Source organism: Sphingobacterium ginsenosidimutans (genome assembly GCF_039536865.1).
Taxonomy (GTDB): Bacteria; Bacteroidota; Bacteroidia; order Sphingobacteriales; family Sphingobacteriaceae; genus Sphingobacterium; species Sphingobacterium detergens.
The window spans coordinates 823076-839181 of record NZ_BAAAZK010000007.1 but is presented as its reverse complement, the minus strand read 5'-3'; the positions used below and the strand labels follow the sequence as shown (position 1 = coordinate 839181).

The window sequence follows — 16106 nt, the reverse complement described above, 5'->3', positions numbered from 1 at the left end:
TACGATTCGTTGGACAATTGGAAAGAAACGCTAACACTTATATCATGGTTTTTACTACCATTTTCTCGATCCCTAAATCTACAATGCCGATTTCAGCATTCGGTTGTTGGACAATAGATAAATGATATAGATTATGTTAACCCTGTATTTATAGGAATTCATCTCTCTTGTTTAGAATTATTACTAATAATACTGTACTTTTGTCCCATCATCATACTTTATCGAAAGCAATGGCAAATAAGACGACCAAAAAAAATAGTCTAAAAAAAGTATTTCAACAATTACATCTTTATATCGGATTACTTTTTGGTTTTATTTTTTTGACCGTTTGTGTTACAGGTATGCTCCTGAGTTTTGAGAAAGAACTGACGCCTTTGCTATGGCCTAAAGAACAGCGGGTTGTTGTCCTAGAAAATCGCTTACCCATCGATGCGATTGTATCAAAGGCAAAAAATATTTTTCCGAATAAAAGGCTTTTTCGTATGGAAATCTTCGCTGATCCCTCAAGGAGTTATCGGGTTCAATATGGTTCAAAAAAAGAAAAATATTGGTATGCCTATATCAACCCTTATACAGGTGAGGTCTTGTCTAAAGGCGCACAGGCGGAGCGTTTTTTTCAAAAAGTATTGGACATCCATCGCTTTCTTTTGATTGACAAAATTGGAGCGACCATTACAGGGATTTCGGCCATTGCGACCCTATTTCTCGCAATAAGTGGTATTTATCTATGGTGGCCCAAAAATAAACTCCTGCTCAAGCAACGTCTTAAAATCAACATGTCCGCTTCTACCAAAAGAAAGGTGTGGGATTTTCACGCTGTGGGGGGATTCTATGCGGCATTATTTCTTCTTATTTTTACCCTAACCGGTTTAACCTGGAGCTTTGACTGGTACAATAAGCAGTTTTTTAGATTATTTGGTGCAGATATCAAGACGGTAAAAGAAAAAGTAAAAAATCCAACATTGGAAATTCCCGTTGTTTTTTCGCCGCTGGAGACAATGTATCAGCAGATTAAGAACCTTTATCCTAATCCGGGAAATATACTAATGACATTTCCAGATCAGGGAAATCTAGCTTTTTCATTGACAAAAGAATCATTTGCTGGCGCACTGTTGCAGATCAATCAGGCCTATTTCGACAGCAGATCTGGAAAGCTGATTAAAAACAACCCCATGAACAAGTTGCCTTTGGCCGAGCAAATGCGAAAGATGGTTAAGCCCATCCACGTTGGTTCGGTATTTGGCCTTCCTTCAAAAATTATCGTGTTTCTGGCGGTTAGTCTTGCGGCCACCCTCCCCATAACCGGTCTGTGGATATGGCTCAATAAGAGAAGTAAAAAGACAACGGCCAGAAAAAAGCGTAGACCTAGAGATCAAACTGCACCCCTAAATTTGCCATAGTGCCAGTTCCCTTAATGTAATACCGACCCTCATTCGTTGCACCACGTACTTCGGCATGGGTGGGATAGTAATCAGCATTGAATAAATTGTTGATGGAGAATAAAAAGGTGAATTTCTGATATTTATATCGCGTTTGGAAATCAACCAGATTATAACCGGAAATCGGGTATTTTCCATAATTATATTCTGCCGCAGGAAATACGTCCCGCCCACCCAAATGGAGGTATTGCAAATACACATTCCATTGATCCGTTAACTTGAAATCGGCATTTAGATTAATTTTGAATGGAGAAATAATGGAGTTGTCTAATTTATCTTTGTACTTGCCTTCATTTTTCAGATCCTGACGTCCATCCATATAACCAAGCACAGTTCCTAAAGACAACCATCGAACGGGCTTTATGTTTCCAACAAACTCAATCCCATAAATGCGTTGTGGTACTTGGCTCAGTTCATAATTGCCCGGTGTAGAGGTTTCCGCAAAAGTGGTTCCTTTCTTAGACGTGCTATAATACCCCGTCACCTGGTAGTCCCATATATCCATCTTACCATTTACGCCCAGTTCGAAATTATTGACCACCACAGGTTTAGGATCTATTTGGCTCAATGGCACACCATTACGCAGAATAAGCCCGACATCACCGATGGAATATCCTTGTGAGAACGAAGCAAAAGGTTGCGCATAACTATATTTATTGTACCGCGTGGCGATATTAAAGACAAAAGCATCTGAATTATTATTTTCACCAGCAGTTAGCTTTCCATTTTTGGTCAGATCACCCACCTTAAACCGGATATTTTCATAGCGCACCCCGCCTTTTAAAATCCAATCAGTACCGATGTTCAATTTACTCTGCAGGTAGAACGCCACATTGTTCATATTCATATCTGGTGTAACCAGATCATCTTTCATAGTTTTCTGTACGGTATGATCCTTCAGAAAATCAGCACCGTAGATCAGGGACATATTGGTCGATGCACCCAGCTGAAAAGGTGTATTAAAGTTTAGCCTTGCTCCTTTGTGGTCAGAATAATTTTGATTGTAAGTTTCAAAGACCGTATTCATATCCTCATAGTACAAGTTCAAATTTGCGGCTGTCTTTCCATATTGACCATCATACTTTAAATGAAATGCTTTGTTATAGGGCGTACCACCGTTAATAACGGTATCAGAAGGGATGCCAATGGCCGGTGACTTGCCAAAATCGCCTTTGGTACCGACATATTTACTATCCTGTAAGCTACGATAATAATTACCCATAAATTCGACATGATGATCAGGGGCTAGTTGATAGCCAATTTTGGCGAGGACATTATAAGAATCTGTCTCACCCAGTCCATAAAACGGACTGGCAACTGCCCCATCGGAGCTGCGAACCACACCGGTGCGCCCAGCTTTACCTTGAATAACATAATCCCATTTGTCTAACTGCCCTGAAAATACCTGAGCAATATTGTATCCATAAGTTTCGCTCGGTTTTACCAGATTCAGTGAATTATTGAGATAGGTTGACGAACTCAGTTTTTTACCTTTCTGCGGCTTTTTGGTAATGTAGTTTATCACACCTCCTGCAGCACCATTACCATACATCGCTGTAGCACCATTAATAACCTCGATGTGATCGATTGCACTGGCATCGATCGTCCGCAAGTCGCGCCCACCATTACGTAAAGGAGTAGATTGTGGAATACCGTCAATCAATACCAAAAAATTGCGCCCACGAATTTTAGCTATAAAATTATTTTGGCTTTCTTCACTGGGTGAAATGCTGGGCACTTTCTGCATCAAGATAGATGGTAGGTTATCGTTGATCTGTCGCTGCTGATCGAGCGCCTTACCACCGATATAGGTGATCGATGACGGCACTTCATCAATATGTTCCGCTAATCGGCTTGCTGTAACCACAACCTCATCCAAACTCTGTTGCTCAGCAGTCAACGTAAAAGCCTCTAAATCATATTGCTCTTCGCGCAATTCAATATCTTGCGATAGCTTGCCAAAGCCGACGGAACTTAATGTCAATCGGTATTTACCATAATCAATATCGGTTAATCTGAAGTAACCATCTTTATCAGACTTGGTACTCTTTGCACCATGTAGCTGAACATGCACATTTGCCAAAGGCATACCTTGCGCATCGACTACCCGACCTAAAATCGAGCCCTTTTGTTGTGTTTTGGAAACCGAATTATGTAAAGGAGTTTTGCTGCTAAATACTGACCCTGTGGAGACGAATGGGGATAAGGAAAAAGAACAAGATAATAATGCGATTGTGAGCTTAGATGGATTAACTTTCATTTCTTGTAGCGGTCTGTAGATGATTATGGTGCCAATTAAATTCAAAATAATAACGGCCCAAAGATATCATTATTTTGAATAAATCTAAATACAGGTACAAGAAAAATATTGCCAAGCTATCAATTATTGTGCACACAGCACAGACAAGCCCTATTGTCCGTGCTGCCTGCTTAACCTTTGTGCAAATCCCTTATTGTGTAACCTGAAAGCTACTTTGGACTTCGTTAAGTTTTGCATATGTAGTTGTTAATATGGTAGCTGGTAGATCTAACTTAAAGTAATTTATCAAAACCGACTGTAGCTCCTCCTCGTTGGTGATTTCGCTGCTTTCCTTGCCACCCTTACTATCGCGGATATTAAATTCCTTGTTGAAAAGCGCGTATCGTGCATGCTCATCAACACGGGTGATCATTAGAAATTTATTAAACATTGAACTGGGACCGGTCGCTACATACCAATTGGCCATATCCAGATCCGATACCTGCACTTCCTCTAAAGTAAACTTATAAATGGGTAGCCATTCATTTTTGAACACATCCAACCGGTAGAAATTATCGTCCAGGCTGATCAGACGAAATCGACCGTTTGGAGTTTCCTGCTCCGAATTAAATACGATCGGTGCTGTCAGTGTCATTGAGCCAAAGCCCACATCGACTAGATACTTCTTGCCTTCGATATCGGTCGTCAGCAGCATATGTGTACGTGCGGTTTCTGAGCCATCTTTGCTGCTCCACAACACTCGCGCCAGATGCATTTTCATATTAAATCCCAGCGTTTGCAATACTTCTTTGAATAAAGAATTCTGCTCGTAACAATAGCCACCCCGTTTTTCAGTGACCAGCTTCTGGAAAATATCCGCTGTATCGATTGCTGGGACAATGCCTGTAAATGAATCTATGTTTTCAAAAGTAATATGCTTCGGATGCGCCTGCGTAAGCTTTTTTAATGTTTCTAGATCTGCAGAAACGCCTTCCGATATTGCTATTCGCTCCAGATAGCCTTTTAATGTTGAGTCTTCCATTATTTTTAAAAATTAAATCTCTATTCTCATTTCCAATAAATTGGGCTTAAATCCTGCTTTGCTATATGCTTTTTTTGCACTTTCATTCTGATCGTAAACCTGCAGTCTGACCTCGGAGATCTTTTGTTCCTTTGCCCAGCTTGTCAATGCCTCCAGAATTAATTTATTGATACCCTGACCACGATATTCAGGCCTAACATACATAAATCCCAAATGGACATATTTCGCATACTTTTGATAAGGCTTGGCATCGACTATTTTGGCATAACCCGATCCGACGATCTGATCGCCAATAGCAGCCACCAGAACCTCCGCTTCCGCTGATTTTATTAATTCCAGCAGATCATAATAATGAAATTCTCCTTCTTTTAAGGTTTCGTCATAGGGACGCTCGGCTGCAACAATTCCCTGTTCAAATTCAAGTAATACATCGATTTCATTCTCCTGTGCTTGTCTGATTTTTAGTTCCATTTCTAAGAGCTGTGTTTGTGCTAATTGTAATTATACCTGTTCAAATTTGGGGTAATAAACGGCTAATGCAATATACTAAAATCGGCGGCTCGAGGATCGGATTAAATGTCAGGTTGTTGTAAATTGCTACAAAAGTGTAGGGCTTGTTACAGAAGTAAATAACACAATCGATTGCGTTTAATTCCTTTTCGTAACATGTAAGTTTTTTGATAAATTAATAGTAAACAATTAAAGATAAATTATGAGAAAAATTAAATTCGCGGCACTGCTCGGTGCGGCACTGATCTGTTTTGTTTCCTGTCAGAAGACTATTGTTAAATCAGAGGCCGAGGAAAAACTGTCCTTGCGGGCGGCGACCCCAGGTCCCAACGGCTATGAAGTGCCGCTAGGTGGCAATGCCTTTGTTACTGCAGCACCCTCCGGCGCAGCTGAAGTTGTCAATAGCAATGGCTTAGCCAACTGGACCAATGCCAATAGCATTGTGAGCACCTATGCCAAATTGCCACAGGGAGGAACATTAAGCGTGAAAATCCGAGCCAAAGTATTGCCCAATGGTGACAGCAGCGTGGTCAAGCTGACCATCAACGGTGTCAGCAAGCAGCTGAGTCTCAAAGGTGGCACCGTAAAGGATTATACCGTGGGTAACTATACAATCAATGCTGGCGGTTATGTCAAAATGGACCTGCAGGGTGTTTCCAAAACTGGCGGTTACTTTGCCGATGTTTCCCATCTTATTTTGAGCGGATCAGCGACAACAGGTACCGCAATCTACAGCGACAATAATATCGACAATACCTACTATTGGTCAAGACGTGGACCTTCCTGTCACTTAGGCTACACCGTACCGACCAGTCAGCAGGTCTCCTATTATTATAGCGAAATCAACGTCCCTACCGGTGAAGATAAAATTGGTTCCTATTTTATGGCCAATGGATTTGGCCAGGGCTATTTTGGCATGCAGGTCAATTCGGCTACGGAGCGCCGTATCCTATTTTCAGTATGGAGTCCTTACAGCACGGACAATCCAGCAGAAATACCCGTTGAAGATCGTATTACACTCAACCGCAAAGGAGCTAACACCACGACGGGCGAGTTTGGCGGCGAGGGTTCCGGTGGACAGAGTTACATGAAATACAGCTGGACAAGTGGTAAGAGCTACAAATTCTTACTTAAAGGTGAGCCTGATGGAAATGGTGCCACTGATTTTACCGCCTGGTTTAATGATCCTTCGGTCAACAGCTGGGTACTGGTGGCGAGCTGGAAAAGACCCAAGATATCCACTTATCTGACCAACTTCCACAGCTTCCTTGAAAACTTTAACGCCGATAACGGCTACCTTGGACGCTCGGCAGATTATAAAAATCAATGGGTACGGACAGCTTCGGGCACCTGGATGCCGGTGGTTCAGGCCAAATTTACAGTGGATGGAACCTATTCCAGCAACCAGCGCATCGATGCCATGGGCGGCAGCAATGGAAATAGCTTCTTCCTCAAAAATGGCGGCTTTTTCAATACCGTAGTCAGCCCTGGTACTTTGTTTACGGTAACCAATGGAAATGCTGCACCTGCGATAGATCTTACAACATTGCCATAACCACAGCGGCGCTGTGACAGGGCATGTTGCGTACCTTCAAAAAAAGGGCTTCCGATTTATGTCGGAAGCCCTTTTTTTGAAGGTAGCTATTTGCGCACTGGATTTATTGGTGCCAGATATTCCTAATCGACGACTTCCAAATTTATTAAATCAGCATTTTATTGTAAAAGTGATTTAACTGATGTATTTTTATGGCCGTGAAAAGAATATTTCTTTACATATTTCTATTTTTGGTTATCGGGGAATCGACGATGCTATCCCAGCTGGCAAAATTGCCCAAGCTGTATCAGCATTTTACGATCCATAATGAAATAGGTCCTCCATTATCGCTCATGGAATTTCTTTCTATGCATTACTGGGGGCAGGATCTTCCTGACAATGATGAGCAGGAGGATATGAAATTACCATTCAAAAAATACGATCTTACAGCGTTTTCATTTGTATTTGTATCAAATCATAAGCTCCATTTTTATAAACCGCCTCAAGTAGCCTTCATTAAAGCCTTTGGCTTAGCTAAACCTGATAATTATTCTCAATCCTATATCTCGGCCTTATTCCGTCCTCCACAAGTATAATTTGTAACTAATCAGTATGTTCAAAACAACCTGATTTTTTCAAGTTGTAGGCCTTTTTATGTTCAAAAACAAGGCTTGCACGACTATTTTATACATTATACTTTATTAGAATGCTTAATAGAATAATACAGTTTTCAGTTCAAAACAAACTGGCGATTGGTCTATTTATAGTGCTATGGGTCAGCTATGGCATCTACCAAATGACCAAGTTGCCCATTGATGCAGTACCAGATATTACCAATAATCAAGTTCAGGTCATCACAACAGCTCCTTCGCTTGGTGCTGAAGATGTGGAACGCCTCATCACTTTCCCCGTAGAATTGGCTGTCAGCAATATTCCCGAAATTAAGGAAAGCAGAAGTATGTCAAGGTTCGGTCTATCATTAATTACCATTGTCTTTGAAGATGGTACCGATGTATACTGGGCGCGACAACAGGTCAGCGAACGTCTTTCGCAAATTGAAATCAACGAAAATGCGAGTGCCCCAATGCTGGCTCCCGTCACTACTGGCCTGGGGGAAATTTATCAATATGTTCTTAAACCTCAACAAGGATACGAACAAAAATATACTCTGGCTGATCTACGGACAATCCAGGACTGGACCGTTCGGAGACAGCTCCTCGGCACCCCTGGTGTAGCTGATGTCGCGACTTTTGGTGGGGAGCTCAAGCAATATGAGGTTGCCGTCAACCCCGCTAAGTTAAAAGCAATGAATATTAGCATCAGCGAAGTTTTTGCTGCCTTGGAAAATAATAATCAGAATACGGGTGGAGCTTATATCGAAAAAGGTCCGGCTGTGCTTTATATCCGGAGTGTTGGTTTGACCAAGTCCATTGCCGATATCAATAAAATCGTTGTTAAAGATAATGCCGGCATTCCGGTATTGATAAGTCATGTTGCCGATGTCAAGCTCGGATCGGCGATCCGTTATGGTGCGCTGACCATGGCCGGTCAAGGTGAGGTCTGCGGCGGTATTGTCATGATGCTCAAGGGAGGCAACTCATCGGATGTTATCAAAGTTGTAAAAGATAAGATCGATCAAATTCAGAAAAATCTTCCCAAAGGTATTGTTATCGAACCTTTCCTCGATCGGACAAAAATGGTAAACAATGCTATTGGAACCGTTGAACATAACCTGCTTGAAGGTGCGCTTATCGTTATATTGGTCCTTGTTCTATTTTTGGGTAATCTCCGCGCCGGACTTATCGTGGCCTCAGTCATTCCGTTATCTTTACTCTTTGCCATCAGTATGATGAATTTATTTGGCGTCAGTGGCAATTTGATGAGTTTAGGCGCTTTAGATTTTGGTTTGATCGTCGATGGAGCCGTAATTATTGTGGAGGCTATTTTACATCATATTCATTTCTCCAAAAAGTATCATCATGTGGATCGCTTATCCCAGCAGCAAATGGATCAGGAAGTAACTTCTTCTGCTGCCCGCATGATGAATGCTGCTGTTTTCGGACAAATCATTATCCTGATCGTCTACCTACCTATTCTTTCGCTTACCGGAATTGAAGGCAAGATGTTTAAACCAATGGCCCAGACGGTTGCTTTCGCTATTCTAGGCGCCTTTATCCTATCGTTGACGTATGTGCCCATGATCAGTGCAATCTTTGTGAGCAAAAAACTCAATCATCAACCTAATTTCTCAGATAGAGTCATGGCTGGTTTGGAAAAAATTTACCAACGCGCACTAATCCGGGCATTAGCCGTTCGTAAAATACTCATTGCGATTACCATCTCACTTTTTGCGATTTCAATCCTTGTTTTTTCGAAAATGGGCGGTGAGTTTATTCCACAATTGGAGGAGGGAGATTTTGCTGTAGAGACCCGCTTACTTGTTGGCACAAACTTATCGACCACGATCAATGCCATCGACCGGGTTTCTGTGGCCCTAAAAAACCGTTATCCCGAAGTTGAAAAGATTGTATCTAGGATCGGGAGTGCAGAGATACCGACCGATCCCATGCCTATTGAAGGTGGTGATATGATCATTGTGCTCAAACCGAAGTCCGAATGGACGAATGCTACATCATTTCCAGAACTCGCCAGCAAGATGTCAGCTACGGCGCAGGAAGTGATGCCGGGAATTACAACGGGATTTCAATTTCCCGTGCAGATGCGTTTTAATGAACTGATGACAGGTGCAAAACAAGATGTGGTCTGTAAGATTTACGGTGAAGATCTGGATAAGCTGGCCAGCTATGCTGAAAAGCTTGGAGAGATCGCCAAATCTGTCAATGGAACAGCAGATTTGTATGTAGAATCCGTTATTGGAATGCCGCAGATCGTGATTGACTACAACCGGGATGAAATTGCAAAATATGGTCTAGATATCGCCACAATTAATCGTACCGTCAATGCAGCTTTTGCTGGTGCTGCTGCAGGCAAGATTTATGAAGGCGAAAAAAGCTTTGATCTTGTGATACGTGTTGGCGATGAAGGGCGCCGCAACATTGAAGATGTCAGAAATCTGCAGATCACCACGCCAAAGGGAATACAAATTCCGCTTAATCAGCTCGCTCATATTGACGAAGTTGAAGGCCCCAATCAGATCCAGCGCGAAAATGCCCGCCGCCGCATTATCGTCGGATTCAATGTTAGGGGCCGTGATGTTCAGAGTATTGTAGATGAACTGGAAAAGAAAGTCAACACAAAGCTCAAAATGGATAGCGGATACACCCTGACTTATGGCGGAACATTTGAAAATCTTCAACAGGCCAAGTCCCGCCTGAGTGTTGCTGTACCCGTTGCATTGCTTTTAATCTTTGGAATGCTCTATTTCGCGTTCTCTTCCCTAAAAGACGGCGCACTTATCTACACCGCGATCCCACTTTCTGCCATCGGTGGTATTTTTGCTCTAGCAATTCGTGGAATGCCTTTTAGTATCTCCGCAGGTGTAGGTTTTATTGCACTATTTGGCGTCGCAGTTTTGAATGGAATCGTGTTGATTTCCGAGTTCAACAGGATAAAAAAGGAAGCTGTGGTTACAGATATGAAGGAACTGATTCTGATGGGTACCCGAAATCGACTTCGGCCAGTACTGATGACTGCCGCAGTCGCATCTTTAGGGTTCTTACCCATGGCATTAAGCAATGGTGCGGGAGCTGAAGTGCAACGCCCACTGGCAACGGTCGTTATCGGTGGCCTGATTTCCGCAACCTTCCTGACGCTATTTGTATTGCCCGCTTTGTACTTACTTTTTAATAAGAAAAATATAATAAAGGCAAAAGTTATCACCCCTGTCCTATTGATCTGTTTTTTCCTACCACTGTCCAATCTTTCTGCACAGACAGCGACCACTATCCATCCTATATCTTTAGCAAATGCACTACAGATGACAGCGCACAATAGCTATCGTATACAGCAGCTTCGGCTCGCTGAACAGTCCAAAGAGAAATTAGCAAAAACAGGGTTTGATCCGTCAAAATTAGAAATCTCTGGCGATTATGGCCATGTAAACAGTGCTTATCAGGACAATCGTGTTGGTGTTAGCCAGATGCTGAGCTTTCCCGTAGTGTACAAGAGACAGACAGCCCTTCTACAAAATGATCTTTCCATTGCACGAGAAGCAACTAAAATCAATATACTCGAGATTCGTACGGCCGTTAAAAGGCTTTACTTTGATTATTTGGTGATGGACAAGCGCAAGGAGCTCTTACTACACGCAGACAGCCTATATCGTCTCTTTGAAGCCAAAACGAGCAAACGCTTTGAAGCCGGGGCTGCGAATATATTGGAGCAGACAGCAGCAAAGACACAGCGGCAGGAGATTAACAATCAATTGAGTTTGCTCCAAAAAGATATGAACATGACGCTGAATCGCTTTAATTTTCTATTACAAGATAGTATTCGCTATGTTCCGGCATCCGAAACCGTCAAGTATCAATGGACTTCGCTCCTCAAGGCGGACTCGACCGGACTGATGGAAGCACTTCCATTTTACCGGATTGCGCAGCTTCAGACTGAAGCTGCACAGCAACAGTGGCAACTGGAGCGCGCCAAACTTCTTCCTGAGATTACCCTGGGATATAATAGCCAAACGTTAAAGGGGCCGCAGACGATTAACGGCCAAGAGGTCATGTACCGCTCATCCGATCGCTTGGGCTATTTTAGTGCCGGCATCAGCGTACCTCTTTTTTTTGGTGCCCAATCCAATCGAATAAATGCCGCTAAACTCTCCTGGCAAAGCCAGTTGAAAGAACTCGCTTATGTTAAAAATGAGCTCAAAACAGAGCGTGATAACGCGCAGGAACAAGTCCAAAAATTTGAAAAAGTACTCCAATACTATGAGAGTCAGGGATTAAAACATGCCGAAACAATTTTTGTCACCGCCGATCAGCAATTTGTTAATGGTGAAATAGATTACCTACAATGGGTCATTCTTGTCAATCAAGCCATCAACATACAAAGTGAATATATGAACACCTTAAACAGTTACAATCAGGCAGCCATCCAACTAAGCAAATTATACAATGAATAAATCGATAAGCACAATAATATACGGGAGTTTCCTCCTTTTCTGCAGTCTTTCCTGTACACGGGGAGAAAAAAGCGAAAACAAAACAACAACAGTTGTAGCGGATTCTTCTCATGTGGATGAAAATGTCCAATTGGATCCAAAACAGCTTTCCGCAGCCGGTATCGTCGTTGGATCACCGACGGAGGAGCGTATCAGTGGTAAAATTACCCTCCAGGGTAATGTGGCCGTGGCGCCAGAGCATACCGTGAGTTTGAGCTTTCCAATTGGCGGTTATATCAGGTCCACCACCATGCTCCCCGGAAAACCCGTTCGAAAAGGTCAGGTACTAGCAACCATTGAAGACATCCAATTTATCCAACTTCAACAGGATTATTTGACGGCCCAGACAAATTATGCGCTAGCCGAGACAGAATACAAAAGGCAGTACGAACTGAATCAAAGCAAGGCTAGCAGTGACAAAGTATTTCAACAGGCCAAAGCTGAAATGGATCGTGAACGAATACTCATTAGTTCATTAGCCGAAAAGCTTCGTCTGATTGGAATTGCTCCACAAAAACTGACCACGGCAAACATAAAAAAAGAGGTTCCTATTATTTCGCCGACCAATGGTTTTATTACGAAAGTCAATATTACTGTGGGTAAATACACCGCGCCTACAGATATTCTATTTGAGATTGTCAATCCATCGGATATGTATCTTTCGCTTAAAGTTTTCGAAAAAGATCTTCCAAAAATAAAAATCGGAAGTACAGTTGCTGCCTATACCAATTCTGATGTAACAAAGAAAATTGCAGCAGCCGTTTTTTTGGTCAACCGTACTTTTGACGAAAATAGAATGGCGGAAGTCCTGTGCCGTTTTCAGCAATCTGAATCTATATTGACCCCAGGAATGTTTATGAACGCAGATCTGAATGTAGACAATACCACTGCTTTAGTTGTGCCCGAAGACGCTGTCGTCCGTTGGCAGAATAAATATTTTGTCTTTGTTCAGCGCCGTTCAGGAGTATTCCAGATGAATGAAGTAAAACTTGGTATACAAGACAAAGGGAAACAACAGATTATTTCGCAAGAGATCAACGCAGATACCGCACTAGTCTTAAAAAATGCCTTCGCACTTTTAATGAAAGCACAAAATAAGGAAGAATAGGACCATATCTTCTGAATGAATAAATATAAGCGGGTGGTCTATCGTAAGATAGGCTGCCCGCTTATGGTTTTCTTAAAGCTTAATGCTAACACCCAATCCCAACCTAAAACTCGAAGATTGAACAGCATTTAACTGGCTTATCGTGCTGGTACCATCGATCTTAAACAGTTGGTCCGTACCTGTTCCAGTCTTCAGGCCTGTATAACCGATCTGTACAAAAGGGAAAATTGTTTTGGCAACCTGGCGCTCCAACCGGAAGTTTGCTTCCCAGCCCAGACCTTTTGCTTTATGGGTAAAGCTAATGGGATGGTTAAAATCCTCCTGCAGGTTCCAATTGGCATTTGCGGAATAACGGGGAAAATATAGGCCGCTAACATCAAGCCGCAGACTCCAGTGATCAGTATGATAATCAGTCTTTAATCCCAAAATAAGACCATGCCATCGGGGTTTATAGGTGCTTTTCAATTCTTTGCCTTCGACAAGCGGCGTCACGCCATCCAGCATATACAAGGTTTGATAGCGACCAAAATAGCCGGTATGTGCTGCAAATGCGAACTTTTCAGTTGTCCGGATTGTGTAAAAAATTTCCGCCCGAATATTGCTTGAATGACCTCGATTAGCCTTAAAATCATAATCTGCTGTTTTTACAGCTCTATTATCGCTTGCATAATCAGCATCATTGACGGCACCTTGGCTGATCCAAAAGTGACGAAAGGAAACGTCGGCATGTAAAACCGAAGATAGCGCTACCGTTGAGGAAAGTCCTATTTCAGGTCCCCTGAGTTTCCGCCATTTAAGTTCGGATAATATATTGGGATTTTGTCCATTTTCATCACCCGCAATATTCCAGTCCAATTTTTCCTGATTCCAGCCAATAACAGGAGTTATTGCGAATTTAGGTTTTTTTTCCTGCGCAAAGACTGCAAATGCAAACAAGCTGGAACAAAAGAGGGCAAGATATTTTTTCATACACAAAAAAGATCATACACCCCGATCTACTGGGGTGTATGAAAAGATCAGCTTAATAATTAATTTTTAGGATAGACCTGTGCAATAAAGGACTTATCTGTTGCGGATAATACCGTATTGTTGCCAACACTAAAACCATTGGTTGTCAACGCGCTGCTGATAGAATAGTGCATAATAGAATTCTTGTCATAGCTGCTGTACTGGGTCTGTGTTGTTGCATATTTTGCAAACAGATTATTATCAACATCACTTTTACTCCAATAATTTGGATAGCCAGCGTAATAGGTATAAACCTTGTCTTTATCCCATGGGATAGCCGCCAAAGGATGCTGATGTTCGTGGATCATACCGAGTGCATGACCAAATTCATGGATTACCGTCCGGCTAAATTCGGAATCTGGTGTATTGTCATCAAACCAGCCAAAATTCATGGTTTCCTCATTCGAAGCAATACGCAATGCGTCAGTACCAATATACGAGTAAGACCCAGCACCATCCGTGAAGGTAACTCTTAACTGTGCGTTACCACTGGTGACAAAACGAAAGGTAATATTGGCGTACTTGGACCATTCATTGGCGTATTGCATTACTTTTTGGCGCACTTTGGTCGATCCACCATACAGGCGTACGGTGATAACACTACCATTGGTCCATTTTTTTGCGCTGATCACCGCGCCTCTAGGATCTGTACCACCAGGCAAATAGACGTCTTTACAGACATGTGCATCTTTAAAGCCGGCTGGTATGTCAGCTTTTGAAACAGGTTTCAGTTCTTCAGAATCTTGTGGGGCTTCTGTACTGTCTGCGTTTTTGTTGCAAGCTACGAGCGTAGCCGAAGCGGAAATGATCAATCCAAATAGGATTTTTTTTCTTAATTCCATACGTTTAATTTTTTAATCAATCATAATTTAAGTCAGCTTACAACGTGGCCACATGAAAAACTAACAACCAAAAATGTAACACTGCTGTTACATTAAATCAAATCTAAAAAATATATTTTATTGAAACAATAGTATTTTTGATAAAAAATAAATTAAGTTTAGTTACTGTGTATTGTTTCCTTACAGTCCCTCACCAATCGGCTAACAATGCTTGCCCGAAGGTAATATTAATAACATTCTAAAAATATTTAATGTATTCTACAACAATTTGTTTTCTTAAACGTTTTCTAATCATAGATAACATTTAAATTATGATTAGATTTAAGAAAAACGCAACTTATTTTTTTAGTTGTGGACTGGCGGCACTTCTCCTAACTGCTTCTGTCTCCTCCTGTACGAAGGACAATACGGTTCTTTATCCTGCTGATACAGCAGCAAACTATTTGGAAAATCTCCGTAACTACAAAAAGAGCGATCACCAGATTATGGCGGGTTACTTTCGTACTTGGCGGGACAAAGCAACAGATCCTGCGACCAACAAGACATCCATGAAGGAACTTCCAGACAGTTTGGATATCGCCTTTGTCTTTCCGGACTATACACCTGAGACCAATGCTTTTTGGGATTCGTTAAAGACCTCCTATGTACCGCATTTAAGAGCACGTGGTACCAAAGTGGTGATGACTGCGGATATTGGTGCAGCATTGGATAAGAGTTTTCCAAACACTGCAGCAGGTTACGAGGCACTTGCAACCAAAATCATAAATGATAAAATCACAAAGTATGATTTGGATGGTATCGATTTTGACGTCGAACGCTCCCTCAATACCGAAGATTTACAACGAGCCACAGGTGTTTTCACAGCGCTTTCGAAGTCTTTGGGACCAAAATCTGGCACGGGCAAGTTGTTGATCTATGATACCAATCAAGAGGGCAATACACCGTTATTTACAGCTGTTCATGGCTTACTCGATTACGTATTAGTGCAATCTTATGGTCGTTCGGTCAATGGTTTACAGAGCACTTTCAATTCCTATGCCGGTAAAATCCTTCCCAATCAATATTTGATCGGTTTTTCTTTTTATGAGGAGAATGGTGCAAATTGGGGTGATGTCACCTCGCCATTGGCAAGCAGCAGAGCCTATAGCTATACCAATTGGAATCCTACACAAGGGAAAAAAGCTGGCGTATTTAGTTATGCAATAGATCGCGATGGTGTCCCTTACGGACAAAATCAGATTGTCCCAACCAACTACTCGGTT

The 16106-nt window shown here is 42.0% G+C and carries 11 protein-coding genes; 6 read left to right on the top strand and 5 right to left on the bottom strand.

Annotated elements, in window-relative coordinates:
- The first annotated feature begins 230 nt into the window (after nt 1–230).
- Nucleotides 231–1400 (top strand): PepSY-associated TM helix domain-containing protein, encoded by a 1170-nt coding sequence (locus tag ABFX33_RS15780; RefSeq protein WP_346086818.1) that lies wholly within the window; start codon nt 231–233, stop codon nt 1398–1400.
- Here the strand turns inward: ABFX33_RS15780 and ABFX33_RS15775 are convergent.
- From ABFX33_RS15775 to ABFX33_RS15765, 3 genes are all read right to left on the bottom strand, one after another.
- Nucleotides 1366–3699, bottom strand: a complete 2334-nt coding sequence (locus tag ABFX33_RS15775) for a TonB-dependent receptor (protein ID WP_346086817.1) — start codon at nt 3697–3699, stop codon at nt 1366–1368. The genes ABFX33_RS15780 and ABFX33_RS15775 overlap by 35 nt on opposite strands.
- A 190-nt stretch (nt 3700–3889) precedes the next feature.
- Nucleotides 3890–4720, bottom strand: a complete 831-nt coding sequence (locus ABFX33_RS15770; protein ID WP_346086816.1) for an arylamine N-acetyltransferase family protein — start codon at nt 4718–4720, stop codon at nt 3890–3892.
- A 12-nt stretch (nt 4721–4732) separates the two neighbouring features.
- Entirely contained in the window at nt 4733–5191 is a 459-nt protein-coding gene (locus ABFX33_RS15765) for a GNAT family N-acetyltransferase (protein WP_346086815.1), read from the bottom strand.
- Between the two features lie 241 nt (nt 5192–5432).
- On the opposite strand from ABFX33_RS15765, the gene ABFX33_RS15760 reads away from it, so the two are divergent.
- The 4 genes from ABFX33_RS15760 to ABFX33_RS15745 all read left to right on the top strand — a co-directional run bounded on the left by ABFX33_RS15760 (nt 5433) and on the right by ABFX33_RS15745 (nt 12994).
- Nucleotides 5433–6785: a DUF3472 domain-containing protein gene (locus tag ABFX33_RS15760; protein ID WP_208642419.1), complete on the top strand. Its 1353-nt coding sequence runs from the start codon at nt 5433–5435 to the stop codon at nt 6783–6785.
- 197 nt (nt 6786–6982) lie between these two features.
- Nucleotides 6983–7360 carry a hypothetical protein gene (locus ABFX33_RS15755; RefSeq protein ID WP_346086814.1) on the top strand — a complete coding sequence of 126 codons (378 nt, stop codon included), beginning with the start codon at nt 6983–6985 and terminating at the stop codon, nt 7358–7360.
- A gap of 110 nt (nt 7361–7470) precedes the next feature.
- Nucleotides 7471–11847: a CusA/CzcA family heavy metal efflux RND transporter gene (locus ABFX33_RS15750; RefSeq protein ID WP_346086813.1), complete on the top strand. Its 4377-nt coding sequence runs from the start codon at nt 7471–7473 to the stop codon at nt 11845–11847.
- Entirely contained in the window at nt 11840–12994 is a 1155-nt protein-coding gene (locus ABFX33_RS15745; RefSeq protein WP_346086812.1) for an efflux RND transporter periplasmic adaptor subunit, read from the top strand. The genes ABFX33_RS15750 and ABFX33_RS15745 overlap by 8 nt, the downstream gene beginning before the upstream one ends.
- A gap of 72 nt (nt 12995–13066) precedes the next feature.
- On the opposite strand, the gene ABFX33_RS15740 is transcribed toward ABFX33_RS15745, so the two are convergent.
- Nucleotides 13067–13963 (bottom strand): hypothetical protein, encoded by an 897-nt coding sequence (locus tag ABFX33_RS15740; RefSeq protein ID WP_346086811.1) that lies wholly within the window; start codon nt 13961–13963, stop codon nt 13067–13069.
- A 59-nt stretch (nt 13964–14022) separates the two neighbouring features.
- Complete coding sequence (locus tag ABFX33_RS15735) at nt 14023–14844, bottom strand: M12 family metallopeptidase (RefSeq protein WP_120257547.1); 822 nt, start codon at nt 14842–14844, stop codon at nt 14023–14025.
- A 311-nt stretch (nt 14845–15155) separates the two neighbouring features.
- Between ABFX33_RS15735 and ABFX33_RS15730 the strand changes: the two genes are divergently transcribed.
- Nucleotides 15156–16106: glycoside hydrolase family 18 (locus tag ABFX33_RS15730; protein ID WP_346086810.1), on the top strand; the 951-nt coding region annotated here is incomplete at its 3' end.

Coding starts and splice junctions, on each gene's coding strand:
- ABFX33_RS15780 (WP_346086818.1), top strand. CDS start 231: ATGGCAAATAAGACGACCAAAAAAAATAGTCTAAAAAAAGTATTTCAA.
- ABFX33_RS15775 (WP_346086817.1), bottom strand. CDS start 3,699: ATGAAAGTTAATCCATCTAAGCTCACAATCGCATTATTATCTTGTTCT.
- ABFX33_RS15770 (WP_346086816.1), bottom strand. CDS start 4,720: ATGGAAGACTCAACATTAAAAGGCTATCTGGAGCGAATAGCAATATCG.
- ABFX33_RS15765 (WP_346086815.1), bottom strand. CDS start 5,191: ATGGAACTAAAAATCAGACAAGCACAGGAGAATGAAATCGATGTATTA.
- ABFX33_RS15760 (WP_208642419.1), top strand. CDS start 5,433: ATGAGAAAAATTAAATTCGCGGCACTGCTCGGTGCGGCACTGATCTGT.
- ABFX33_RS15750 (WP_346086813.1), top strand. CDS start 7,471: ATGCTTAATAGAATAATACAGTTTTCAGTTCAAAACAAACTGGCGATT.
- ABFX33_RS15745 (WP_346086812.1), top strand. CDS start 11,840: ATGAATAAATCGATAAGCACAATAATATACGGGAGTTTCCTCCTTTTC.
- ABFX33_RS15740 (WP_346086811.1), bottom strand. CDS start 13,963: ATGAAAAAATATCTTGCCCTCTTTTGTTCCAGCTTGTTTGCATTTGCA.
- ABFX33_RS15735 (WP_120257547.1), bottom strand. CDS start 14,844: ATGGAATTAAGAAAAAAAATCCTATTTGGATTGATCATTTCCGCTTCG.